Here is a 23,028-nt window from a genome sequence, read left to right on the forward strand (position 1 = left end):
ATGACGACAACCAATGAATTGAATATCGTGCGCAACCGCATCTTCGAGCAGATCGCCATCGGCGACAGCGCCAGCATCCAGCGCACCCTGAGCGCCGACGATATCGCGCTGTTTGCCGTGATGTCGGGCGACGACAATCCGCAGCACCTGGACGCCGAATTTGGCGCCTCGTCGCGCTACCAGGGCGTGATCGCGCACGGCATGTGGGGCGCGGCCCTGATCTCGGCCGTGCTGGGCACGCGCCTGCCCGGCGCCGGCACCGTCTATACGGGCCAGACCTTGCGCTTTTTGCTGCCGGTGCGCGTCGGCGACACGCTCGATATCGGCGTCACCGTCACCGAGCGCGAAGCGGCCACGCGCAAGGTGACGCTGGCCTGCCGCTGCGTCAACCAGCATGGCGAGATCGTGCTCGATGGCGTGGCCGAAGTGATTGCACCGGCCGAGCAGATAGAGCGCACGCGCGCCACCCTGCCGGAAGTGCGGCTGCACAATGGCGACGGCACGCGCCGCCTGGTGGAGCAGGCGCGCAGCAAGGGTCCGATCAAGGTGGCGGTGGTGCACCCGTGCGACGAACTGAGCCTGGCCGGCGCGCTTGACGCGCATGCGGCCGGCCTGATCACGCCGATCCTGGTGGCGCCGCGTGCGCGCCTGGAAGCGGTGGCCGCCGCTGCGGGCCTGAGCCTGGAAGCCATCGCCATCGACGACGTCGAGCACAGCCATGCGGCCGCCGCGCGCGGCGCCGAACTGGCCGGCAAGGGCGAAGTGGAAGCGCTGATGAAGGGCAGCCTGCATACGGACGAACTGATGTCGGCCGTGCTGGTGGCCACTGCGGGCCTGCGCACCAAGCGGCGCGTCAGCCACTGCTTTTTGATGCAGACGCCGGCCTATCCGCGCCCGTTCATCATCACTGACGCCGCCGTCAATATCGTGCCGACCCTGGAAATCAAGGCCGACATCGTGCGCAACGCGATCGACCTGGCGCACGTGATCGGCGTGGCCTGCCCACGCGTGGCGATCCTGGCCGCGGTGGAAACGGTGAATCCGGCCATGCCGGCCACCTTGGACGCGGCCGCCCTGTGCAAGATGGCCGACCGTGGCCAGATCACGGGCGCTATCCTCGACGGCCCGCTGGCGTTCGATAACGCCGTGTCGATCGCGGCGGCCACCGTCAAGGGCATCGTGTCCGAGGTGGCCGGACGCGCCGATATCCTGCTGGTGCCGGACCTGGAAAGCGGCAATATGCTGGCCAAGCAGCTCGAATACATGGGCGACGCCGATACCGCCGGCATCGTGCTGGGCGCGAAGATTCCCATTATTCTCACCAGCCGCGCCGACTCGCGCGCCAGCCGCATCGCCTCGTGCGCGCTGGCCGTGCTGCTGGCCAGCCACTACCGGAGCACGCCGCCATGAGCGACCATCACACCGACGGCGCGCTGATCCTGGTGCTCAACTGCGGCTCGTCGAGCATCAAGTTCGCGCTGTTTGCGGCGAATGACGGCGGCGTGGCGCAGCAGCCCGAATGGAGCGGCAAGGTCGAAGGCATCGGCCGTGAAAAAACCATTTACCGGGCCGGCGGCCTGCCCCCTGAAACGCTGGTGTTCGCCCAGGAGCAGGCGCACCACGAGGCGCTCGCGCATATCCGCGAAAAAGTGGTGGCGCAGCTGGCGGGGCGGCGGCTGCACGCGGTGGCGCACCGCGTGGTGCATGGCGGCAGCAAGTATTTTGCGCCGGTGCTGATCGACGCCGCCGTGCTGGCGGACCTGAAGGCCTATGTGCCGCTGGCGCCGCTGCACCAGCCGTTCGCGCTGGAGGCGATCGAGGTGCTGCTCGAATCGCGCCCCGATATCGCCCAGGTGGCGTGCTTCGACACGGCGTTTCACCACACGGTGCCGCAGGTCGAGCAGATGCTGGCGCTGCCCTACGACGCCTGGGAGCGGGGACTGCGCCGCTATGGTTTCCATGGCCTGTCGTACGAATACCAGTCGCTGGTGCTGGAGCAGCGCTTTGGCAGCATTGCGCGCGGCAAGGTGATCGTGGCCCACCTGGGCAGCGGCGCCAGCCTGTGCGCGATGGAGAACCTGGCCAGCGTCGGCACCACCATGGGCTTTTCCGCGCTCGACGGGCTGATGATGGGCACGCGCTGCGGCGCGCTCGATCCGGGCGCCGTGATCTACCTGATGGAAATCGAAAAGCTGTCGCTGGAAAAAGTGGCGCATGTGCTGTACCACGAGTCGGGCCTGCTGGGCATTTCGGGCGTGTCGGCCGATCCTCCCGTGCTGCTGGCGCAGGAGGACCGCGATGACGCAACCGGCGAGCGCATCCGTGCCGCGCTGGCGCTGTACGTGCGCCGCATCGTGCGCGAGATCGGCGCGCTGACGGCGGTGCTCGGCGGGCTGGACATGCTGGTATTTACGGCCGGGATCGGCGAGCACAGCGCCGTGCTGCGCCAGCGCATCTGCGATGAACTGCGTTTCGTCGGCCCGGAGCTCGATGGCGAGGCCAATGCGGGCAACGCCAGCGTGATTTCCACGCCGGAGAGCCGCATCGTGGTGGGCGTGGAGCCGGCCAATGAAGAGTGGGTGGCGGCGCGCCATGCGGCGAAGGCGGTGCTGTCATAAGGTGGCGGCGATATCGTACCCGATGGAGAGCAATTGCCTGTTTGCATAGTTTTCTCTCTTGGGTGCGCTAGCGCACTGTCTGGTTTTTGATTTATCTCTACTATGAAGTCATGCCACTGCGGTGTTTCAACAGAAACCAGCGCAGTGCCTGGCAAATTTTGAACATTTTGCCCGCCTTTAGTAAGAATAATTTAAACCATATTGAAAGGTCACATCATGAACAAATTACTCGCCGCTCTGATCGCTACCGTATTTGCTACCGCTGCCATGGCTCAAACCACGGCCCCAGTTGCCAACGCACAGAACTCCGCACAAAAAGACGTGAACAAGGCTGTCAACAAGGAAGCCAAAGTCGCTGCCGACGCTAACGAAGACGTCGCCAAGGCACAAGCCAAGGCTGACGAAAAGAAAGCTGACGCCAGCAACAAGGCCGCCAAAACCAAAGCCAAGGCACACGACAATGTCGTTGACGCCGATGCGGAAGATAAAATGAAAGAACAGGCCAAGGCTGACAAGAAAGCCGCCAAAGCCGACGCCAAAGCCCATAAAGCGGCCGTGAAAGCGGACGAAAAACTGGCCAAGGAAAAAGTCGAAGCGAACGCTGACAAAGCCGTTGCCGCAACCAAAACCGCGGAAGTGAAAGCCAAGGCTGACGCGGAAGTCAAAGCTGCTGCAGCCAAGTAATTCGTAGTTCCCGCCTGCAGGCCACTCCTGCAGCATGAAAGACAGCTTCGGCTGTCTTTTTTTTCGTCCGTGCCTTTCGCCGGCAGTCCATGCCAGTCTTGATGCTGGTCAAATCCCCCCCTATTCGCCATGCCATAGTGATTTTCCTGACTGACTGAAAGGGAAATATCATGCGCACCTCGAACACGAAACACATGCCGGACGACGGCGATGGCAACGGTGGCGGCGGTGGCGGGCCGGCGCCCGCGACGCCGCAGGTGCGCCGCTGCGCTACCATGGACGTGCACCGCCGCCTGCTGAACGACAGCCCCGCCTACGCACGCGTACGCGACGATATCGAAAACATGGCGCTGCTGTACCAGGAAGGCCGTGGCATGGTGGGCCGCACGGGCGTGACGCATATTCCCGTGGTGGTGCATGTGGTATGGAATACGGCCGCGCAGAATATCTCCGACGAACAGATCGCCAGCCAGATCGAGGTGCTGAACCGCGATTTCCGCCGCACCAACTCCGATGTCGACAGTACGCCAGCGCCATTCCTGCCGTTCACGGCCGACGCGCGCGTCGAATTCGCGCTGGCGACCGTGGCGCCCGACGGCACGCCGACCAGCGGCATCGAGCGGCGCCAGACCAGCGTGACGTCGTTTGGCGCGGACGACGCCGTCAAGTCGCACGCAACAGGCGGGCTCGATGCGTGGCCGGCTGCGTCCTACCTCAATATCTGGGCCTGCCAGCTCGGTGGCGGCCTGCTCGGCTATGCGCAGTTCCCCGGCGGCCCCGATGACACCGACGGCGTCGTGATCCTGCAGTCGGCGTTCGGCACCATCGGCACGGCCGCGCCGCCATTTCACCTGGGCCGCACGGCCACGCATGAAGTGGGACACTGGCTGAACCTGAACCATATCTGGGGCGACGACGGCACCGGCTGCGCCGGCACCGACAATGTGGACGACACGCCGAACCAGGGCGGTCCGAATACGGGCCAGCCATCGTTTCCGCAAGTGTCGTGCAACAATGGTCCGGATGGCGACATGTTCATGAACTACATGGATTATGTCGACGATCCGGCCATGTTCATGTTTACAGAAGGCCAGGTGACGCGCATGCAGGCCTGTCTCGATGGTCCGCGCGCGGCCATCGGCACAGGCGGCGGTGGCGGCGGGACCGGCGCCACGCCGCGCCAGAACTCCTCGCCCGTGGTGGCATGGGGCGCGGACCGGCTCGACATTTTTGTGCTGGGCACCGACCGCGCGCTGTATCACAAGGCCTGGGATGGCGCGGCCTGGCAGCCGTCCGTCACGGGCTTCGAGGCACAGGGCGGCATCTGCACCAGCGCGCCGCAGGCGGTGGCCTGGGGACCCGGCCGGCTCGATATTTTTGTCACCGGCACCGACAGCGCGCTGTACCACAAGTGGTGGAACGGCTCGGCCTGGGGGCCGTCCGATACCGGTTTTGAAGCGCTGGGCGGCTTGTGCACGGGCGAGCCGCGGGCAGTCAGCTGGGGAGCGAACCGCCTCGACGTGTTTGTCGTCGGTACCGACCGCGCGCTGTATCACAAATGGTGGGGTGGCACGGCGTGGGGACCGTCGCTGACCGGCTTCGATGCCATGGGCGGCGTTTGCCTGGGACAGCCGGAAGCGGTATCGTGGGGGCCGGACCGCCTCGACGTGTTCGTTATCGGCACTGACCGCGCGCTGTACCACAAGTGGTGGGATGGCGCCGCCTGGGGAACGGCGCTGGCCGGTTATGAACGGCTCGGCGGCGTGTGCCTGTCGTCGCCAAAAGCGGTGGCCTGGGGCGCGAACCGCCTCGACGTGTTCGTCGTTGGCACCGATGGCGCGCTGTATCACAAGTGGTGGGATGGCGCGCAATGGGGGCCGTCGATGGATGGCTTCGAGCGCCTGGGCGGCGTCTGCGTGGGCGAGGTGGAAGCGGTATCGTGGGCGCACAACCGGCTCGACGTGTTCGTGATCGGTACCGACAGCGCGCTGTACCACAAGGCCTGGGACGGCGCCGCATGGGCGCCTTCACCGGATGGTTTTGAACGCCTGGGCGGCGTCTGCACCTCGCGCCCGCGCGCCGTCAGCTGGGGACCTGACCGCCTCGACGTGTTCGTCACCGGCACCAACGGCGCGCTGTGCCACAAGGCCTGTGATGGCACGGCATGGTCGCCGTCCGGCGATGGCCTTGAAGACCTGGGTGGCATGATCGCGCAATTCTGACAGGGAGGACAAGATGACATTATCGGCGCAACACACGCTGCCCGTTGCGGGCAGCTGGACCCATTCCTTTGAGGAAGATGAAGCTGGCGTGCTGGTTTATCGTCCCACCCACGCCTTTGCTTTTCCACCGGCGAGGCGCGGCCGCGAAACCCTGGAGTTTGGCGCGGACGGCCAGCTGACGACGCTGATGCCCGGCCCCGATGACAGGCCGCTGGCCACCAGGCCGACGGGACAGCTGAAAGCCGTGGGCAGCAACCGCTACGCCCTGATGGACGAAATGGCCAGCGTGCCGCAGCGCGTGATTGAAGTGATCGAGGCCACGCCTGAAATACTGAAGCTGGCCAGGCATTGACGCACCGAAACCTTTCGGTCAGCTTGCCACGCGCAGCTTGTATGCCAGCGCCGTGCGGTTTGCCACGTCCAGCTTCTGGTACACGGCGTGCAACTGGTTGCGTACGGTAGCTGGCGACTTGCCCAGCATCTTTGCGATGGTTTTATACGGCGCGCCGTTGGCCGCCATGATGGCGACCTGCCGTTCGGCCGGGGTAAGGCTGCATGGGGAAGTGCTTGCAACTGCGATGGCCATGCCGGTTCTCCTGTCATTGTGCAGGCATGCCGATGCATGCCATGCAGGGATAACGGGGAACGGCGGTCAATATGCAAAATTATTTGAATGAGGTGCAATAAACCCAACGGCAAGGTCTGGGGTCGGACCCTCAGGGTCCGACCCCAGTGGTTGCTGCGGGGTAAAAATTACCCGATCTGCGAATGCCGCGTAGGTCGGATCAGGCCGCAGGCCGTACTCCGACAGCATTGTTAACGCGGCCAGCGGTGTTGTCGGATTACGCGCTTGCGCGCTAATCCGACCTGCGGGACCTACGCGAGCCACGTGATGACGATCAGCCGATGGCGGTCATCTTGGCCGGCTTCAGCTTCGACGCCAGCGCCTTGCCTTTCTTCGCGCGCTTGCCGAAATGCTCGGCCAGGCCGCTGGCCACCAGCGGCAGATCCTGCGGCTTGGCGCCGCGGCCGATGCCGGACACGGTCACGCCGCGCTGGGTGATCGGCTGCACGGCCAGCAGCTTGTCCTTGCCTTCCAGTTCGATCAGCTTGACGCCGGTGCCGCCCTTGGTCAGGATTTTCATTTCGTCCAGGCCAAATACCAGCAGGCGCGCGCCCTCGGTTACGCAGGCCACGGCGCTGGCTGCATCGAGGATGACTTTCGGTTCGAGCGGCACGTCGCCGTCGTCCAGCGTGATGAAGGACTTGCCGCCTTTCAGCCGGCTGACCATGTCGCCTGCCTTGGCCACGAAGCCGTAGCCGGCGCTGGTGGCCAGCAGCAGGCTGGTGGCGCCATTGCCTGCAAAGTAGTGCAGGATGCGCACGGCGTTGCCGGGCGTGCCGCCGCTCATGTCGCACAAGGTCGTGATCGGCACGCCGTCGCCGCGTGCGTTGGGCAGCGCGGATACGGGCACCGAATAGATCTTGCCGTTGTTGCCGAAGCCGAGCAGGGTGTCGACCGTGCGGCATTCGAACGCGCCATGCAGCGCGTCGCCGGCCTTGAACGTGAACTGGGCCGCGTCGTGGCCGATGCCGGTGCGCGCGCGCACCCAGCCTTTTTCGGAAATGATGACGGTGACCGCTTCATCGACCACCTTCTGTTCGGCCACGGCTTTCTGGGCTTCTTCGATCAGCGTGCGGCGCGCATCGCCGAACTGCCTGGCGTCCGCTTCGATCTCGCGGATGATGGCGCGCTTCATCGAGCCCGGGTTGTCGAGCAGGTCCTGCAGCGACTTTTCTTCCTTGCGCAGCTCGGCCAGCTCCTGCTGGATCTTGATCGTTTCCAGGCGCGCCAGCTGGCGCAGGCGGATTTCCAGGATATCGTCGGCCTGGCGCTCGGACAGGCTGAACGCCTCGATCAGCGCCGCCTTCGGTTCGTCCGAATTGCGGATGATGGAAATGACCTTGTCGATATTGAGCAGGATCGCTTCACGGCCTTCCAGGATATGGATGCGGTCACGCACCTTGCCCAGCTTGTAGCCGGTGCGGCGCGTGACGGTTTCGAAACGGAAGGCGATCCATTCGCGCAGGATGTCGCCCAGCCCTTTCTGGCGCGGACGGCCGTCGCCGCCGATCATCACCAGGTTGATCGAGGTCGACGATTCGAGCGAGGTATGCGCCAGCAGCATCAGCATGAATTCGGTCTGGTCCTGGTTTTTCGACTTCGGTTCGAACACCAGGCGCACCGGCGCGGCGCGGCCCGATTCGTCGCGAATGGTGTCGAGCGAATTGAGGACCATCGCTTTCAGCGCCACCTGTTCTGGCGACAGCGCTTTCTTGCCCAGCTTGATTTTCGGATTGGTCAGCTCTTCGATCTCTTCGAGCACCTTTTGCGACGAGGTGCCGGGCGGCAGTTCGGTGACGACCGCCTGCCACTGGCCGCGCGCCAGCTCTTCGATCTTCCAGCGTGCGCGCACTTTCATGCTGCCACGCCCGCTCGCATACATGTCCTGGATCTGCGTGGCCGGGGTGATGATCTGGCCGCCGCCCGGAAAGTCCGGGCCGGGAATAAAGGTCATCAGCTCGGCGTGCGTCATCTTCGGATCGCGGATCAGCGCCACCGCCGCCTTGGCCACTTCCGCCAGGTTGTGCGACGGGATCTCGGTGGCCAGCCCCACGGCGATGCCGGAGGCGCCATTGAGCAGCACCATCGGCAGGCGCGCCGGCAGCAGCTTCGGCTCTTCCGTCGAACCATCGTAGTTGGGCTGGAAGTCCACCGTGCCCATGCCGATTTCGTCCATCAGCAGCTTGGCGATCGGCGTCAGGCGCGCTTCCGTGTAACGCATGGCGGCGGCGCCGTCGCCGTCGCGCGAGCCGAAGTTGCCCTGGCCGTCGATCAGCGGATAGCGCAGCGAAAAGTCCTGCGCCATGCGCACCAGCGCGTCGTACACCGACTGGTCGCCGTGCGGATGCAGTTTGCCCAGCACGTCGCCGACCACGGCGGCCGACTTGCGCGGCTTGGCGGTGGCGTTCAGGCCCAGTTCATTCATCGCGTACAGGATGCGGCGCTGCACCGGCTTCTGGCCGTCGCAGACGTCGGGCAGGGCACGGCCCTTGACCACCGAGATGGCGTAGTCGAGATAGGCGCGCTCGGCAAAGGTGGACAGGGTCAGTGCTTCGCCGTCGAACACCACCGGCGCATCGGGTTCGGTCGGTTCGGGCTGGGGATCGTCAAATAAATTCGTTTGTGTGGACATGGTGCAGGCTTCAATGTTGAATGGTTGCGTTGAACTCGTGGACTGATTATGACAGCCCGTTTCCGGCTTTCGATAGCCGGTAAATGCGGTACAGGTGCAGCAAGGTGAAATACAGGACCGCCAGCGCCAGCACGGCGCCCAGCTTGACCATGGTGGGCGATGGCGCGCCAGATGGCTGGCCGGCCAGCAGAAAGGTGGCCAGCGCCGGCGTCACCACCAGCGGCCAGGCCGACTTCCAGCGCAGGTCGACGGGGGCAAACAGCATGCCCACGCAGGCCCACACGAACAGCAGGGCGCCCAGCACGTTTGCGTTCGCCGGATGGACGTATAGCGCCGTCAATCCGGTCAGGCAGCCGATACCCCACGCGGCGCGCAAGCGCGGCAGCATGGCCTCCGGCCAGCCGCATTGCGCATACAGGCCATTGGCCGTGCGCAGCGACAGCACCAGCAGGCAGAACACCAGCATCATGCTGTCGCTGATCGCCAGTCCCTCCGATCCCTTGCCGCTCATGAAGATGCTGGCAAACAGCGACACGCCCACCGCGTAGCCGAGCAAGCCTTGCAGCAGCGCGCGGTTGGCGGCAAACGCCAGCAGGGCCAGCACGCACAGCGCGCCGGCGGTGGCGATACGCAGGGCAGGGTCCGCGCCGCGCACGAACAATAGCTGCGACACCAGCATGAACGGGACGATCCAGGCCAGCTGCAGCAGGCCGGGACGCGCCTGCAATGCAGGCATGCGCTGGTCCGCCCACTGCTTGGCTGCCTGCAGCTTGTCGAACAGGGGCGCCGGCCATCGGAACGCCAGCATGGCCAGCAGCGCAAACGCCAGCGCCTGGAAGCCGAACAGGCTGGCCTTGCTGCCGATGTCGTCGAGTTTCATGCCGGCCACGCTGAGCACCCCCGACAGCATGAAATGCAGCACCATGCCCAGGCCGGCCGATTGCAAGGCCGTCTGCCTGAAATAGCGCTTGGAAAAGACCGCATGCTCCCAGCGCTCGAACTGTTCGGTATCGAGCTTGTAGGCCAGCATCTCGCCGTGATGCCAGCGTATCGTGTACAGCAGCTCGCGCAGCTGTTTCGTGAATTTTTCATCGAACAGCTGGCGCGCATAGGCCGATGGCGGCTTTTGCGACATGATGCAGTCGAGGCCCGGATAGTTCTGGCCGAAATCGATGAAGTGCATGAACGACTGGTCGGCCCGGTAGCGCTGCACGGCGCTGCGCACCAGGTCGCCATGGCTGCGCGCCAGGTAGGAAAAGTCGTGGTTCCAGCCCAGCGCTTCAAATACTGTGTCGCGCAGGTCGATGTTGTAGTTTTCGCTGGCGCAGTAGCGCAGCGCGCACAGTTCGAATTCCTCGCGCACGTCGAGTTTCAGCAGGGCCTGGTCTTGCAGGACATGCGCCAGCGCCTGCTCGGCGTCAAGCTGCTGCAGCTGGTCGAGGCAGGACTGCCAGATACTGGCCGCTTCTTCGGCCGGGTCGATCTCGACCACGCCCCACAATTCAGGAGGCGGCGGCGTATCGATCACGCCCCATAGCTCGGCTGGAGGTGGGAGGATGGTGTTTTCAACGATGCCCCACAGTTCGGCTGGCGGCTGATGTTCTGGCAAGGAGGCCGTTGGACCTTCGTCCGCTTTCAACCCAACGGCAAGAACTGGGGTCAGTCCCTGCGGGATCGGAGTGCGTTCCATTGGAACGCGCTCCCCCGACGGGTCTGACCCCGGCATTTCCGCCACTGGTCCGGAACGCTCGTCTTCGGCATCAGGCAGTGACGAATTGTCCTGCATTTCCGCCAGCTCCGCGGCAAAGCGCGGCGCATGGTGCAGCGCATATTCATACGCGTCGCGCAGTTCCTGGAACGCTTGCGGGTCGTCTTCGGGCCGCGTGACCTTCAGGCGTTTCGCATAGGCGCGCTTGATGGCGCGCTCGTCGCCGGTCGGCTCCGTGCCCAGGATGTCCCACAGGCTGCGCCGCTTGTCGATGCCGCCGTCCATTTACAGGAAGCTCTCGCTCTCGACCTGGCGCAAGACCTCGTCCAGCGCCGCGCGCGCCTTGCGGATGGTGGAAGGGTCCTGTGTTTCCAGCGCGGCCTGGAAGTTGGCCGTATGCGCGGCCAGGTACTGGCGCACGTCGCCCAGCGACTGCTCGTACAGCCGGTCGGCGCGCGAGACCAGGGTGCGGTTTTCCAGCTGGTCGCGCGGGTGGATCTTCAGGTCGGCCAGTTCAGCGAAGCGCTGTTCGATCTGCTCGGCCGTCATCACGCCGGCGTTGTCGCTGATGACCATCTTGTGGCGTTCCTGCGTGGCCAGCACCGTCACTTCGGCTTCCAGCACGCCGCTGATATCGTAGGTAAAACGCACGTCGATACCCACTTCGCCCGCTTTTTTTGCGGGAATCGGAAACGTGATCTTGCCGAGGAAGACATTGTCGGCTACCAGTCGCGATTCGCCCTGGTAGATCGCCACGTTGATTTCCTTCTGGTTGTCGTGGATGGTGACGATGTTTTCCGTGCGCGACACCGGCACCACCGAGTTGCGCTCGATAATCGGCAGGTAATGGCCGCCTTCGTACTGGTTCGGGCCCACCTGGCGCGAAATGCCGATGCCCAGCGAATACGGCGCCACGTCCGTCATCACCACCTCATCGAGCGCCGCGTCGCGCATTTTCAGGCCCGCCTGCACGGCCGCGCCCAGCGCAATCGCTTCGTCCGGATCGAGGTGGATGGCCGGGAAGCGGCCGAACATGCGCGACACCAGCTTGCGTACCAGCGGCATGCGCGTGGCGCCGCCGGCCAGCACCACTTCGTTCAATTCGGCGGCGCGGATGGTGGCGTCGCGCAGCGCACGCTCCACCGGCAGGCGCAAACGTGTCAGCAGCGGCTCGCACAGCTGCGCCAGTTTCTCTTCGCCGATTTCCCAGCTGTAGTCGGTGTTTTCAAAACGCGTGTTCATGCGTACCGGCGACTGGTCGGACAATAATCGCTTGACGCGTTCCGCCTCGTCGCGCAGCACCTGCTGCTGGCGCGCGTCGAACTGGCGGCTGCCCAGCGCCGTGCGCAAGCCGCTGTGCTCCAGGAAGGCGTCGACCAGCACCGTGACGAAATCCTCGCCACCGAGGAAATTGTCGCCGGCCGAGGCGCGCACTTCCATCACGCCTTCGAACAGTTCCAGGATCGATACGTCGAAGGTGCCGCCGCCCAGGTCGAACACGAGGAATTTGCTTTCCTGCTCCTTGTCACGGATGCCGTACGCCAGCGCGGCGGCGGTCGGCTCGTTGAGCAACCGCTCGACACGCAGGCCCGCCAGCTGGCCCGCGATGCGGGTGGCCTTGCGCTGCGCATCGCTGAAGTAGGCCGGCACCGTGATGATGGCCTCTTCGACCTTCTCGCCCAAAAACGCTTCGGCATCTTCCTTCAGTGCGCGCAGCACCATCGACGACAGTTCCTCGGGGCGGAACTGCTGCGTGCCCAGCGTGATCTTCTTCTCGCTGCCCATATAGCGCTTGAAGACGGAGGCGGTCAGCTGCGAGTGCGTCTGCAGGCGCTCGCGCGCGGCGCGGCCCACCAGCACGGTGCCGTCTTCATCGATGCTGACGCACGACGGCGTCAGGTGCTCGCCCAGTGCATTCGGAATGATCGAAGCCTTGCCGTCGCGCCAGATGGCGACCAGGCTGTTGGTGGTGCCCAGGTCGATGCCGATAATCATCAGATGTCCGCCTCCGCTTCGTTGCCGTGTTCTTCGATCCAGGCGCGGCGACCCGCAGCCTCTCCTTTGCCCATCAACATGTTAAAGCGCGAGGAAGACGCCATATGGTCGACCGCGCCCAGCATCACCGGCAGCAGGCGGCGCGTGTCCGGGTTCATGGTGGTTTCCCACAGCTGTTCGGCGTTCATCTCGCCCAGGCCCTTGAAGCGCGAGATCGCCCAGGCGCCTTGTTTTACGCCTTCCTTGCGCAGCTTGTCTTCGATGGCCACCAGTTCGCCGTCGTCGAGCGCATAGATCTTCTGGATCGGCTTCTTGCCACGCGCCGGCGCGTCCACGCGGTAAAGCGGCGGACGGGCGATGCAGATATGGCCCTTGGCGATCAGCGCGGGGAAGTGCTTGAAGAACAGCGTCAGCAGCAGCACCTGGATGTGCGAGCCGTCGACGTCCGCATCGGACAGGATGCACACCTTGCCATAGCGCAGGCCGGACAGGTCGGGCGTGTCGCCCGCGCTGTGCGGATCGACGCCGATCGCCACCGCGATATCGTGGATCTCGTTATTGGCGAACAGGCGGTCGCGGTCGGTTTCCCACGAGTTCAGCACCTTGCCGCGCAGCGGCAGGATGGCCTGGAATTCCTTGTCGCGGCCCATCTTGGCCGAACCGCCGGCCGAATCGCCCTCGACCAGGAACAGTTCATTGCGCGTGATGTCCGACGATTCGCAGTCGGTCAGCTTGCCCGGCAAGACGGCCACGCCCGACGATTTTTTCTTCTCCACTTTCTGCAGCGAGCGCTGGCGCGACTGCGCCTGCTTGATCACCAGCTCGGCCAGCTTCTTGCCGTAATCGACGTGCTGGTTCAGCCACAGTTCCAGCGGCGGCTTGGTATAGGTCGACACCAGCTTGACGGCGTCGCGCGAATTGAGGCGCTCCTTGATCTGGCCCTGGAATTGCGGGTCCAGCACTTTTGCCGACAGCACGAACGAGGCGCGCGCAAACACGTCTTCGGGCAGCAATTTGACGCCTTTCGGCAGCAGCGAATGCATCTCGACGAAGTTTTTCACGGCGCCGAACAGGCCTTCGCGCAAGCCCGATTCGTGCGTGCCGCCGTTCGAGGTGGGGATCAGGTTGACATAGGATTCGCGCACGATGGCGCCTTCTTCTGTCCACGCCACCACCCAGGCCGCGCCTTCGCCTTCGGCAAAGCCTTCCGATTCGCTGCTGGCGTACTGCGCGCCTTCGAACAGGGGGATCAGCGTTTCGCCATTCGACACTTGCGCCAGCGATTCGGTCAGGTAGCCGCGCAGGCCTTCGGCGTACAGCCAGGTCTGCGTGTCGCCGGTTTTCGCGTTGGTCAGCGTGACGGTGACGCCCGGCAGCAGCACCGCTTTCGAGCGCAGCAGGCGCTGCAGCTCGGGCTGCGAGATATTCGGCGAATCAAAATACTTGGCGTTCGGCCAGGCGGTCACGCGCGTGCCCGACTTCTTGCCGTCGCGCGGGGCAGGGCGCGAATTGAGCGGTTCGATCACGTCGCCGTCGGCAAACACCATGTGGTGCAGGCCGTTGCCGTCGCTTTCCTTGCGCCAGACGGTAATTTCCAGGCGCGACGACAGCGCATTGGTGACGGATACGCCAACGCCGTGCAGGCCACCGGAGAACGCATAGGCGCCGCCCGAGCCCTTGTCGAACTTGCCGCCCGCGTGCAGGCGCGTAAACACGATTTCCACGGTCGGCACGCCTTCCTCGGGGTGCAGGCCGACGGGGATGCCGCGGCCATTGTCTTCGACCGTGATGCTGCCGTCGGCGTTTTGCGTCACGGCGATATGGGTGCAATGGCCGCCCAGCGCCTCGTCGGAGGCATTGTCGATCACTTCCTGGATGATGTGCAGCGGATTTTCAGTGCGGGTATACATCCCCGGGCGCTGCTTGACGGGTTCCAGTCCTTTCAGGACACGGATGGATGATTCGCTGTAGTCGGATGCTGGTTTTTTAGTGGCCATACGTGTTCAAGCTAAATAAAGACAGTGGTTGGAACGCCAGGCGCGCTTGCTGTGCAGCGTCATGACAAAGTGACAGCGGCGGCAATAACTGTATGAATATACAGTATATCGCGCTTCGCGTCACTGTGGGAGCGCATCGCGGCAGGCCCGGCGTCCTTGTGCGGACGCTCGCGCATTCTATCGTGATCGGCGCGCAATGGCGCTACTCCTTGGCAACTATGGTGCAAACGCCAGCGCATCGAGCGATGGTATACGGCAATTTTTACATCCTGTTTACACCGGCCATCCCAGTCTTTACGAATTTTTTAGACCCTTCTGGCTAAGCTTCACACCATCAAAAACAAACCTGAATGAGGGTGGGAATGGATCTCGTATACCTGGGCCTGATGGCCGTCTTTTATGTCGTGGTGGCCGGCTTTGCCGGCGCCTGCGACAAGCTCGGAGGCGCGCAATGAACGCCTTTTATGTGCTGGGCGCCGTGGTCTCGGCCGGCCTGCTGGTCTACCTGCTGGTGGCGCTGCTGAAAGCCGAGGAGCTGTAATGACGACGCAATCGATACTGTTGCTGGTGCTGTTCCTGGCCGTGCTGCTGGCAGCCGGCTATCCGCTGGGCCTGTACATGGCCAAGGTTGCGGGCGATGCCCCGATCCGTGGCCTGGGCTGGCTGCAGAAATGTGAAGACCTGCTGTATCGCCTGGCCGGCGTCAAGGCGGGACCCGACCGCGCCATGGGCTGGAAGCGCTACGCCATCGCGCTGGTGGTGTTCAATACCGTCGGCGCCTTCTTTGTGTATGGCCTGCAGCGCCTGCAGGGCTTCTTGCCGTTCAACCCGCAGGGCCTGGGCAACGTGGGTCCGGATTCTTCGTTCAATACGGCCATCAGCTTTGTCGCCAATACCAACTGGCAGGGCTACTCGGGCGAGCAGACCATGAGCTACCTGACGCAGATGCTGGGCCTGGCCTGCCAGAACTTCTTTTCGGCCGCCACCGGCATCGCCGTGATCTTTGCGCTGGTACGCGGCTTTTCTGCGAAATCCAGCAAATCGATCGGCAATTTCTGGGTCGACCTGGTGCGCTCGACCCTGTACATCCTGCTGCCGCTGTCGCTGGCCCTGTCGGTGGTGTTCATGGGCGAAGGCGTGATCCAGAATTTTTCGCCGTACAAGGAAGTCACGCTGCTCGACCAAGTGCAGTATGAAACGCCGAAAGCCGATGCCGCCGGCCAGCCCGTGCTGGACGCGGCCGGCAAGCCGGTGATGGAAGCGCAGGTCGCGGCCACGCAGACCATCGCCATGGGGCCGGTCGCCTCGCAGGAAGCGATCAAGCTGCTGGGCACGAATGGCGGCGGTTTTTTCAATGCCAATTCCGCCCATCCGTATGAAAATCCGACGGTGCTGTCGAACTTCCTGCAGATGCTGGCCATCTTCATTATCCCCGCCGGTCTGTGCTTCACGTTTGGCCGCATGGTGGGCGATTATCGCCAGGGCTGGGCCGTGCTGGCGGCGATGACGCTGATCTTTGTCGTCATGACGGCCGGCGTATTCCAGGCCGAGCAGCAGGCCAATCCTGCGCTGCAGGCGCTGGGCGTCGACCAGCAGCAAAGCACCCTGCAGGCGGGCGGCAATATGGAAGGCAAGGAAACGCGTTTCGGCATCAGTTCGTCAGCGCTGTTTGCGGCCGTCACCACCGCTGCCTCGTGCGGCGCCGTCAACTCCATGCACGACTCCTACATGCCCCTGGGCGGCATGGTGCCGCTGCTGCTGATGCAGTTCGGCGAAGTGGTGTTCGGCGGTGTCGGCACGGGTTTGTACGGCATGCTGATGTTCGCCATCCTGGCCGTCTTTATGGCCGGCCTGATGATAGGGCGCACGCCGGAATACCTGGGCAAGAAAATCCAGGCGCATGAAATGAAGATGGTCTCGCTGGCCATCCTGGTCACGCCAACGCTGGTACTGGTGGGCACGGCAATCGCCGTCATGCTGGAACAGGGCACGGTAGGCGTTGCCAATCCGGGCGCGCACGGTTTTTCGGAAATCCTGTACGCGTTCACCTCGGCCGCCAACAACAACGGCAGCGCGTTTGCCGGCCTGTCCGCCAATACGCCGTTCTATAACGTGATGCTGGCAATCGCCATGTGGTTCGGCCGCTTTGCCGTGATTGTGCCGGTGCTGGCCGTGGCAGGTTCCCTGGCCGCCAAGCAGCGCCTGTCGGCCAACGCCGGCACCATGCCCACGCATGGCCCCATGTTCATTGGCCTCCTGGTCGGCGTGGTGATCCTGGTGGGCGTATTGAACTACGTGCCGGCGCTGGCCCTGGGCCCCGTGATCGAACATCTGCAACTCTTTACTCAACTGCCATGAAAACCAGAACTTTGACCTTGTTCGACCCCGCCTTGCTGCTGCCCGCCATCGGCGACGCCTTCAAGAAACTCGACCCGCGCACGCAGTGGCGCAGCCCCGTGATGTTCGTGGTCTACGTGGGCAGCATCATCACCACCTTGCTGGCGATCCAGGCGCTCAATGGCCAGGGCGAAGCGCCGTTCGGCTTTATCGCCGCGATTTCTGTCTGGCTGTGGTTTACCGTGCTGTTCGCGAACTTTGCCGAAGCGCTGGCCGAAGGACGCAGCAAGGCGCAGGCGGCGTCCTTGCGCGCCCTGAAGCAGACCGTGATGGCCAAGAAAATGCAGGTGCCGAAATACGGTACCTCGTGGCTGCCGACGCCGGCGACCGACCTGCGCAAAGGCATGACGGTGCTGGTCGAAGCGGGCGACGTGATCCCCGCCGACGGCGAAGTGACGGCCGGCGTGGCCTCGGTCGACGAAAGCGCCATCACCGGCGAATCGGCGCCCGTGATCCGCGAGTCGGGTGGCGACTTCTCGGCCGTCACCGGCGGCACCCGCGTGCTGTCGGACTGGCTGCTGGTGCGCGTTTCCGTCAATCCTGGCGAGGCTTTCATCGACCGCATGATCGCCATGGTCGAAGGCGCCAAGCGCCAGAAGACGCCGAATGAAATCGCGCTCACCATCCTGCTGGTCGCGCTGTCGATCGTGTTTTTGATCGTCACCGTCACCTTGCTGCCGTATTCGCTGTTCGCGGTGGCGGCCGCCGGCAGCGGCTCGCCGGTGACGATCACCGTGCTGATCGCGCTGCTGGTGTGCCTGATTCCAACCACCATCGGCGGGTTGTTGTCCGCCATCGGCGTGGCCGGCATGAGCCGCATGATGCAGGCCAATGTGATCGCCACTTCCGGCCGCGCGGTGGAAGCGGCCGGCGACGTCGACGTGCTGTTGCTCGACAAGACCGGCACCATCACCCTGGGCAACCGCCAGGCATCGAGCTTCGTGGCGGCGCCCGGCGTCACCGAGCAGCAGCTGGCCGATGCGGCGCAACTGGCCTCGCTGGCCGATGAAACGCCGGAAGGGCGCAGCATCGTGGTGCTGGCCAAGCAGCAGTTCAATATCCGCGAACGCGAGATGGCCAGCTTGCAGGCGACGTTTGTCCCGTTCACGGCGCAGACGCGCATGAGCGGCGTCGATATAGCCGATCGCCAGGTGCGCAAGGGCGCCGCCGATTCCGTCAAAAAGTATGTGGAAGCGCTGGGCCAGCCGTATCCGGCCGACGTGGCGCGCACCGTGGACGATATCGCGCGCCGCGGCAGCACGCCGCTGGTGGTGGTCGATGCCGGCCGCGTGATGGGCGTGGTGGAGCTGAAGGATATCGTCAAGGGCGGCATCAAGGAGCGCTTTGCGGAACTGCGCCGCATGGGCATCAAGACGGTGATGATCACCGGCGACAACAAGCTGACGGCGGCGGCGATTGCGGCCGAAGCGGGCGTCGACGACTTCCTGGCCGAAGCGACGCCGGAAGACAAGCTGAAACTGATCCGCAGCTACCAGTCCGAAGGACGGCTGGTGGCGATGACGGGCGACGGCACCAACGACGCGCCGGCGCTGGCCCAGGCCGACGTGGCCGTGGCCATGAACTCGGGCACGCAGGCGGCAAAAGAAGCGGGCAATATGGTCGATCTCGATTCGAACCCGACCAAGCTGCTGGAAATCGTTGAAATCGGCAAGCAGATGCTGATGACGCGGGGCTCGCTCACCACGTTCTCGATCTCGAACGATATCGCCAAGTATTTCGCGATCATTCCGGCAGCGTTTGTCGGCACCTATCCGCAGTTGAAGGCGCTCGACATCATGCACCTGGCCAGCCCGTCGTCGGCCATCATGTCGGCCGTGATCTTCAACGCGCTGATCATCGTCGTGCTGATTCCGCTGGCCCTGAAAGGCGTGCAGTACCGGGCCATCGGCGCGGCCAGCCTGCTGCGCCGCAACCTGCTGGTATATGGCCTGGGCGGCATCGTGCTGCCGTTTGTCGGCATCAAGCTGATCGACATGGCGCTGTCGGCGCTGAACTTCATTTAAAGGATTATCATGAGCACCATCGTACGTCCCGCCCTGGTCCTGTTTGCCGCGCTGACCGTCATCTGCGGCGTGGCCTATCCGCTGGCCACGGCCGGCATCGGGCAGCTGGCTTTCAGCCATGAAGTCAACGGCAGCATCGTCGAGCGCGGTGGCAAGCCGGTCGGCTCGGCCCTGATCGGCCAGTCGTTCACCTCGCCGAAATACTTCTGGGGCCGTCCGTCGGCCACCGCGCCGATGGCCAACAATGGCGCCGGCTCCGGCGGCTCGAACCAGGGGCCGACCAATCCGGCGCTGGTCGATGCCGTCAAGGCGCGCATCGCCGCGCTGAAGGAAGCCGACCCCGATAACCAGCGCGCCATTCCGGTCGACCTGGTGACGGCGTCGGGCAGCGGCCTGGACCCGGAAATCAGCCTGGCCGCCGCCCTGTACCAGGCGCCGCGCGTGGCCCGCGTGCGCGCCGTGCCGCTGGCGCAGGTGGAAAACGCCATCGCCAAGGTGCAGAAAACCGCGTATATCGGCTTTTTCGGCGAAGCGCGCGTCAATGTGCTGGAGCTGAATCTGGCGCTCGATGCAATGCAGAAGTAAGATGAAATCATTTTTTTAACCCAACGGCGAAATACCGGGGTCGGACCCTCAGGGTCCGACCCCAGGTTTAGCCTCGGGTTTGGTTCAAATTTAAAAGACCCCATGCCCTCCAACGACCAACGCCCCGACCCCGACGCCCTGCTGGCCCAGGTCCAGGCGCAGGAACACAAAGCCACGCGTGGCCGCTTGCGCATCTACTTCGGCGCCTCGGCCGGCGTCGGCAAGACCTATGCCATGCTGGCGGCCGCGCGCAAGCTGCTGGCCGATGGCCAGGACGTGCTGGCGGGCGTGGTGGAAACGCACAGCCGCCAGGAGACCATGGCCATGCTCGATGGCCTGCCGCTGCTGCCGGCAAAAAATCTGGAATACCGCGGCAAGACCCTGCCCGAATTCGATCTCGACGCGGCCCTGCTGCGCGCACCTGCCATTATCCTGATCGACGAACTGGCCCACTCGAACGTGGCCGGCTCGCGCCACCCGAAGCGCTGGCAGGATGTCGAGGAGCTGCTGGCGGCCGGCATCGACGTGTTCACCACTGTCAATGTGCAGCACCTGGAAAGCCTGAACGATGTGGTGGGAGGGATTACCGGCGTGCGCGTGGCTGAAACTTTGCCCGACACCGTGTTCGACCGCGCCGATGAAGTGGTGCTGGTCGATCTGCCGGCTGACGAACTGCTGCTGCGCCTGAAGCAGGGCAAGGTGTATCAGCCGCAGCAGGCGCAGAGGGCCTCGCAGCATTTTTTCCGCAAGGGTAACCTGATCGCCCTGCGCGAGCTGGCGCTGCGCCGCACGGCCGACCGGGTGCAGGACGATGTGCAGGCCTACCGCGTCGAGAAATCGATCAATCCGGTCTGGAAGACGGGGGCGGCGCTCCTGGCCTGCGTGGGACCGCACGCGGGTGGCGAGCAGGTGGTGCGCAGCGCGGCGCGCCTGGCCAGCCAGCTGAACGCCGAATGGCATGCCGTCTACGTGGAAACGCCGCGCCTGCAGCGCCTGCCGGCACGCGAGCGCGAACGCATCCTCAACACGCTGAAACTGGCGCAGGACCTCGGTGCGCGCACGGCCATCGTGGCGTCGCCCGATATCGCCGGCGCCATCGTCGCGCATGCGCGCGGCGAGAATATTGCCAAAGTGATCGTCGGGCGCAGCCGCAGCGGCACACTGGCGCGCCTGTGGCATGCGCCACCGGCCTTCCGTATCGCGCAGCTGGCCTCCGATATCGACCTGATCGAAGTGGGGCAGCCGGCGCTCGACGCGACGCCACGCAAGGCGCAAGAAGAAGCGTCGCTGCCGCGCCCGGCGCGCCACTGGCGCTATGCGCTCGCTGCCGGCGCCAGCCTGGCCACGGCGTTCGCTTCGGTGCCGCTGCTGCCGTATATCGACCTGGCCAATATCGCCATGCTGTCCCTGCTGACGGTGGTGCTGGTGGCGGTGCGGCTGGGGCGCGGTCCCGCCGCGCTGGCCAGCCTGGTGGGCGTGGCCATTTTCGACTTTGCCTTCGTGCCGCCGCGCTTTTCCTTCGCAGTGGGCGATTTTCAGTACGTGATCACTTTCGGTGTGATGCTGGCCGTGGGCCTGATCACGGGCCACCTGACTGCCGGCCTGCGCTTCCAGGCGAAGGTTGCCTCGCACCGCGAAGCGCGCGCCCGCGCCCTGTACGAATTCTCGCGCGAGCTGTCCGGCGTACTGCAGACCGAGGAGATTTTCGAGATCACGCGGCGCGCCATCGAACACGCTTTCCGTGCACGCGCCACCCTGCTGCTGCCGGACGGTGACGGCCGCCTGCAGGCGCCAGCCAACGCCGGCCAGCTGGACCTCGGCATCGCGCAATGGGCGTTCGACCATGCGCAGGCGGCCGGCACCGGCACCGACACCTTGCCCGGTTCCGATATCTTTTATCTGCCGCTGATCGCGCCGATGCGCACGCGCGGCGTGCTGGCGCTGCTGCCCTTGAGCACGTCGGGACACCGGCGCGCGCTGCTGGTGCCGGAACAGCGCCAGCAGCTCGACACCTTTGCCGCACTGGCGGCGATTGCCCTGGAGCGCGTGCACTATATCGACGTGGCGCAGGACGCGCTGGTGCAGATGGAGTCCGAGCGCTTGCGCAATTCGCTGCTGGCGGCCCTGTCGCACGACCTGCGCACGCCATTGACGTCGCTGGTGGGACTGGCCGAATCGCTGACGCTGTCGAAGCCATTGCTATCGGATGCGCAGCTGGAAATGGCGCGCGCGCTGCAGTCGGAAACCGTGCGCATGAGCGCCCTGGTGGCCAACCTGCTCGACATGGCGCGCATCGAAAGCGGCCATGTGCGGCTCAACCTGCAATGGCAGGCGCTGGAAGAAGTGGTCGGCAGCGCCCTGCGCGCGAGCGGAGCGCAACTGGCGCGGCACCAGCTGCGCACCGTGCTGGCGCCGGACTTGCCCCTGGTGCGCTACGACGCCGTGCTGATCGAGCGCGTGCTGTGCAACCTGCTGGAAAACGCGGCCAAGTACACGCCGGAGCACAGCACCATCACGATTGCCGCCGGCGTGCATGGCCAGTGGCTGCAGGTGACGGTGCAGGACGACGGCCCGGGCCTGCCGCCCGGCCGCGAAGAAGCGATCTTTGAAAAATTCACGCGCGGCGAACGCGAGTCGAACCTGCCCGGCGTGGGCCTGGGGCTGGCGATCTGCCGCGCCATCGTCGAAGCGCATGGCGGCACGATTGCGGCGCAGGCACCCGCCCCGGCGCACGGCGCGGCGATTGTCTTTACGCTGCCATTGGGCACGCCGCCGGCGCCGCCCGAGGAGCTCGACCTGACAGAACCTGGAACCGATCATGAATGACACTGTTGCCAACGCCCCCACCGCCTTGCTGGTCGAGGATGAACCGCAGATCCGCCGTTTCGTGCGCGCCGCGCTGGAAGCCGAAGGCTGGCAGGTGCATGAATCTGCCACCTTGCAGCGCGGCCTGATCGACGCCGGCACGCGCCGGCCCGATCTTGTCGTGCTCGACCTGGGCCTGCCCGACGGCGACGGCATCGATTTTATTGCCGACCTGCGCAAATGGTCGGCCGTGCCGGTCATCGTGCTGTCGGCGCGTATCAATGAGGACGAAAAAATCCGCGCCCTCGACGCCGGCGCCGACGACTACCTGACCAAGCCGTTCGGCGTGGGCGAATTGCTGGCCCGCGTGCGCGCCACCCTGCGCCGCCAGCGCCAGCCGAATGCGCCCGACGACGGCGTGGTGCGCTTCGGCGACGTCTCGGTCGACGTGAAAAATCGCCTGGTCATGCGCGACAAGCAGCTGGTGCATATCACGCCGACCGAGTTCCGCCTGCTGTCGGTGCTGGTGAAAAACGCGGGCAGGGTGGTCACCAATCCGCAGCTGCTGCGCGAAGTATGGGGGCCGTCGAACCTGGACAACGGCCATTACCTGCGCATCTACATGGGCCACTTGCGCCAGAAACTGGAAGCCGATCCGGCCCAGCCGCAGTACCTGCTGACGGAAACGGCAGTCGGTTACAGGTTGCTGCTGCCCCTCTAAAACTACTGCCGTCCT

At 64.7% G+C, this 23,028-nt stretch carries 16 protein-coding genes; 11 read left to right on the plus strand and 5 right to left on the minus strand.

Features of this window, described 5'->3' with window-relative positions:
- The 5 genes from RTQ46_RS10400 (at nucleotide 1) to RTQ46_RS10420 (ending at nucleotide 5,876) form a co-directional block, all read left to right on the plus strand.
- Nucleotides 1–1,410, plus strand: coding sequence for a bifunctional enoyl-CoA hydratase/phosphate acetyltransferase (locus tag RTQ46_RS10400; RefSeq protein ID WP_312436373.1), 1,410 nt, complete (start codon nucleotides 1–3; stop codon nucleotides 1,408–1,410).
- Complete coding sequence (locus RTQ46_RS10405) at nucleotides 1,407–2,618, plus strand: acetate/propionate family kinase (protein WP_312436374.1); 1,212 nt, start codon at nucleotides 1,407–1,409, stop codon at nucleotides 2,616–2,618. Before RTQ46_RS10400 ends, RTQ46_RS10405 begins: the two co-directional genes overlap by 4 nt.
- 216 nt (nucleotides 2,619–2,834) lie before the next feature.
- Nucleotides 2,835–3,302: a hypothetical protein gene (locus tag RTQ46_RS10410; protein ID WP_312436376.1), complete on the plus strand. Its 468-nt coding sequence runs from the start codon at nucleotides 2,835–2,837 to the stop codon at nucleotides 3,300–3,302.
- A 170-nt stretch (nucleotides 3,303–3,472) separates the two neighbouring features.
- The gene (locus RTQ46_RS10415; protein WP_312436378.1) at nucleotides 3,473–5,524 is read left to right on the plus strand and encodes a M43 family zinc metalloprotease; all 2,052 of its coding nucleotides are present in this window, start codon (nucleotides 3,473–3,475) and stop codon (nucleotides 5,522–5,524) included.
- Nucleotides 5,525–5,537: 13 nt separating this feature from the next.
- Nucleotides 5,538–5,876: a hypothetical protein gene (locus tag RTQ46_RS10420; RefSeq protein ID WP_312436379.1), complete on the plus strand. Its 339-nt coding sequence runs from the start codon at nucleotides 5,538–5,540 to the stop codon at nucleotides 5,874–5,876.
- 18 nt (nucleotides 5,877–5,894) lie between these two features.
- Here RTQ46_RS10420 and RTQ46_RS10425 read toward each other — a convergent pair whose 3' ends face one another.
- The 5 genes from RTQ46_RS10425 to RTQ46_RS10445 all read right to left on the minus strand — a co-directional run bounded on the left by RTQ46_RS10425 (nucleotide 5,895) and on the right by RTQ46_RS10445 (nucleotide 14,481).
- Nucleotides 5,895–6,110, minus strand: coding sequence for a helix-turn-helix transcriptional regulator (locus RTQ46_RS10425; protein WP_312436380.1), 216 nt, complete (start codon nucleotides 6,108–6,110; stop codon nucleotides 5,895–5,897).
- A 313-nt stretch (nucleotides 6,111–6,423) separates the two neighbouring features.
- Nucleotides 6,424–8,781 (minus strand): DNA topoisomerase IV subunit A, encoded by a 2,358-nt coding sequence (gene parC / locus RTQ46_RS10430; RefSeq protein WP_312436381.1) that lies wholly within the window; start codon nucleotides 8,779–8,781, stop codon nucleotides 6,424–6,426.
- A 46-nt stretch (nucleotides 8,782–8,827) separates the two neighbouring features.
- Nucleotides 8,828–10,774, minus strand: a complete 1,947-nt coding sequence (locus RTQ46_RS10435; RefSeq protein WP_312436383.1) for a hypothetical protein — start codon at nucleotides 10,772–10,774, stop codon at nucleotides 8,828–8,830.
- Entirely contained in the window at nucleotides 10,775–12,484 is a 1,710-nt protein-coding gene (locus tag RTQ46_RS10440; protein ID WP_312436384.1) for a molecular chaperone HscC, read from the minus strand.
- The gene (locus RTQ46_RS10445; protein ID WP_312436385.1) at nucleotides 12,484–14,481 is read right to left on the minus strand and encodes a DNA topoisomerase IV subunit B; all 1,998 of its coding nucleotides are present in this window, start codon (nucleotides 14,479–14,481) and stop codon (nucleotides 12,484–12,486) included. Before RTQ46_RS10445 ends, RTQ46_RS10440 begins: the two co-directional genes overlap by 1 nt.
- A gap of 451 nt (nucleotides 14,482–14,932) precedes the next feature.
- Between RTQ46_RS10445 and kdpF the strand changes: the two genes are divergently transcribed.
- The 6 genes from kdpF (at nucleotide 14,933) to kdpE (ending at nucleotide 23,013) form a co-directional block, all read left to right on the plus strand.
- Nucleotides 14,933–15,022, plus strand: coding sequence for a K(+)-transporting ATPase subunit F (kdpF, locus tag RTQ46_RS10450; protein WP_034746483.1), 90 nt, complete (start codon nucleotides 14,933–14,935; stop codon nucleotides 15,020–15,022).
- Nucleotides 15,022–16,839, plus strand: coding sequence for a potassium-transporting ATPase subunit KdpA (gene kdpA, locus RTQ46_RS10455; protein WP_312436389.1), 1,818 nt, complete (start codon nucleotides 15,022–15,024; stop codon nucleotides 16,837–16,839). Before kdpF ends, kdpA begins: the two co-directional genes overlap by 1 nt.
- Nucleotides 16,836–18,902 (plus strand): potassium-transporting ATPase subunit KdpB, encoded by a 2,067-nt coding sequence (gene kdpB / locus RTQ46_RS10460; RefSeq protein WP_312436391.1) that lies wholly within the window; start codon nucleotides 16,836–16,838, stop codon nucleotides 18,900–18,902. The genes kdpA and kdpB overlap by 4 nt, the downstream gene beginning before the upstream one ends.
- 9 nt (nucleotides 18,903–18,911) lie before the next feature.
- Nucleotides 18,912–19,487 carry a potassium-transporting ATPase subunit KdpC gene (kdpC, locus tag RTQ46_RS10465; RefSeq protein WP_312436392.1) on the plus strand — a complete coding sequence of 192 codons (576 nt, stop codon included), beginning with the start codon at nucleotides 18,912–18,914 and terminating at the stop codon, nucleotides 19,485–19,487.
- Between the two features lie 102 nt (nucleotides 19,488–19,589).
- Nucleotides 19,590–22,313, plus strand: coding sequence for a DUF4118 domain-containing protein (locus tag RTQ46_RS10470; protein WP_312436394.1), 2,724 nt, complete (start codon nucleotides 19,590–19,592; stop codon nucleotides 22,311–22,313).
- Nucleotides 22,306–23,013 (plus strand): two-component system response regulator KdpE, encoded by a 708-nt coding sequence (gene kdpE / locus RTQ46_RS10475; RefSeq protein ID WP_312436395.1) that lies wholly within the window; start codon nucleotides 22,306–22,308, stop codon nucleotides 23,011–23,013. The genes RTQ46_RS10470 and kdpE overlap by 8 nt, the downstream gene beginning before the upstream one ends.
- Nucleotides 23,014–23,028 lie beyond the last annotated feature (15 nt).

Source organism: Janthinobacterium sp. (assembly GCF_031995485.1).
In the GTDB taxonomy this organism is placed as follows: domain Bacteria; phylum Pseudomonadota; class Gammaproteobacteria; order Burkholderiales; family Burkholderiaceae_D; genus Janthinobacterium.

What these genes read in the sequence shown, in the direction of transcription:
- RTQ46_RS10400 (WP_312436373.1), top strand. Translation starts at nt 1, where the DNA reads ATGACGACAACCAATGAATTGAATATCGTGCGCAACCGCATCTTCGAG.
- RTQ46_RS10405 (WP_312436374.1), top strand. Translation starts at nt 1,407, where the DNA reads ATGAGCGACCATCACACCGACGGCGCGCTGATCCTGGTGCTCAACTGC.
- RTQ46_RS10410 (WP_312436376.1), top strand. Translation starts at nt 2,835, where the DNA reads ATGAACAAATTACTCGCCGCTCTGATCGCTACCGTATTTGCTACCGCT.
- RTQ46_RS10415 (WP_312436378.1), top strand. Translation starts at nt 3,473, where the DNA reads ATGCGCACCTCGAACACGAAACACATGCCGGACGACGGCGATGGCAAC.
- RTQ46_RS10420 (WP_312436379.1), top strand. Translation starts at nt 5,538, where the DNA reads ATGACATTATCGGCGCAACACACGCTGCCCGTTGCGGGCAGCTGGACC.
- RTQ46_RS10425 (WP_312436380.1), bottom strand. Translation starts at nt 6,110, where the DNA reads ATGGCCATCGCAGTTGCAAGCACTTCCCCATGCAGCCTTACCCCGGCC.
- parC (WP_312436381.1), bottom strand. Translation starts at nt 8,781, where the DNA reads ATGTCCACACAAACGAATTTATTTGACGATCCCCAGCCCGAACCGACC.
- RTQ46_RS10435 (WP_312436383.1), bottom strand. Translation starts at nt 10,774, where the DNA reads ATGGACGGCGGCATCGACAAGCGGCGCAGCCTGTGGGACATCCTGGGC.
- RTQ46_RS10440 (WP_312436384.1), bottom strand. Translation starts at nt 12,484, where the DNA reads ATGATTATCGGCATCGACCTGGGCACCACCAACAGCCTGGTCGCCATC.
- RTQ46_RS10445 (WP_312436385.1), bottom strand. Translation starts at nt 14,481, where the DNA reads ATGGCCACTAAAAAACCAGCATCCGACTACAGCGAATCATCCATCCGT.
- kdpF (WP_034746483.1), top strand. Translation starts at nt 14,933, where the DNA reads ATGAACGCCTTTTATGTGCTGGGCGCCGTGGTCTCGGCCGGCCTGCTG.
- kdpA (WP_312436389.1), top strand. Translation starts at nt 15,022, where the DNA reads ATGACGACGCAATCGATACTGTTGCTGGTGCTGTTCCTGGCCGTGCTG.
- kdpB (WP_312436391.1), top strand. Translation starts at nt 16,836, where the DNA reads ATGAAAACCAGAACTTTGACCTTGTTCGACCCCGCCTTGCTGCTGCCC.
- kdpC (WP_312436392.1), top strand. Translation starts at nt 18,912, where the DNA reads ATGAGCACCATCGTACGTCCCGCCCTGGTCCTGTTTGCCGCGCTGACC.
- RTQ46_RS10470 (WP_312436394.1), top strand. Translation starts at nt 19,590, where the DNA reads ATGCCCTCCAACGACCAACGCCCCGACCCCGACGCCCTGCTGGCCCAG.
- kdpE (WP_312436395.1), top strand. Translation starts at nt 22,306, where the DNA reads ATGAATGACACTGTTGCCAACGCCCCCACCGCCTTGCTGGTCGAGGAT.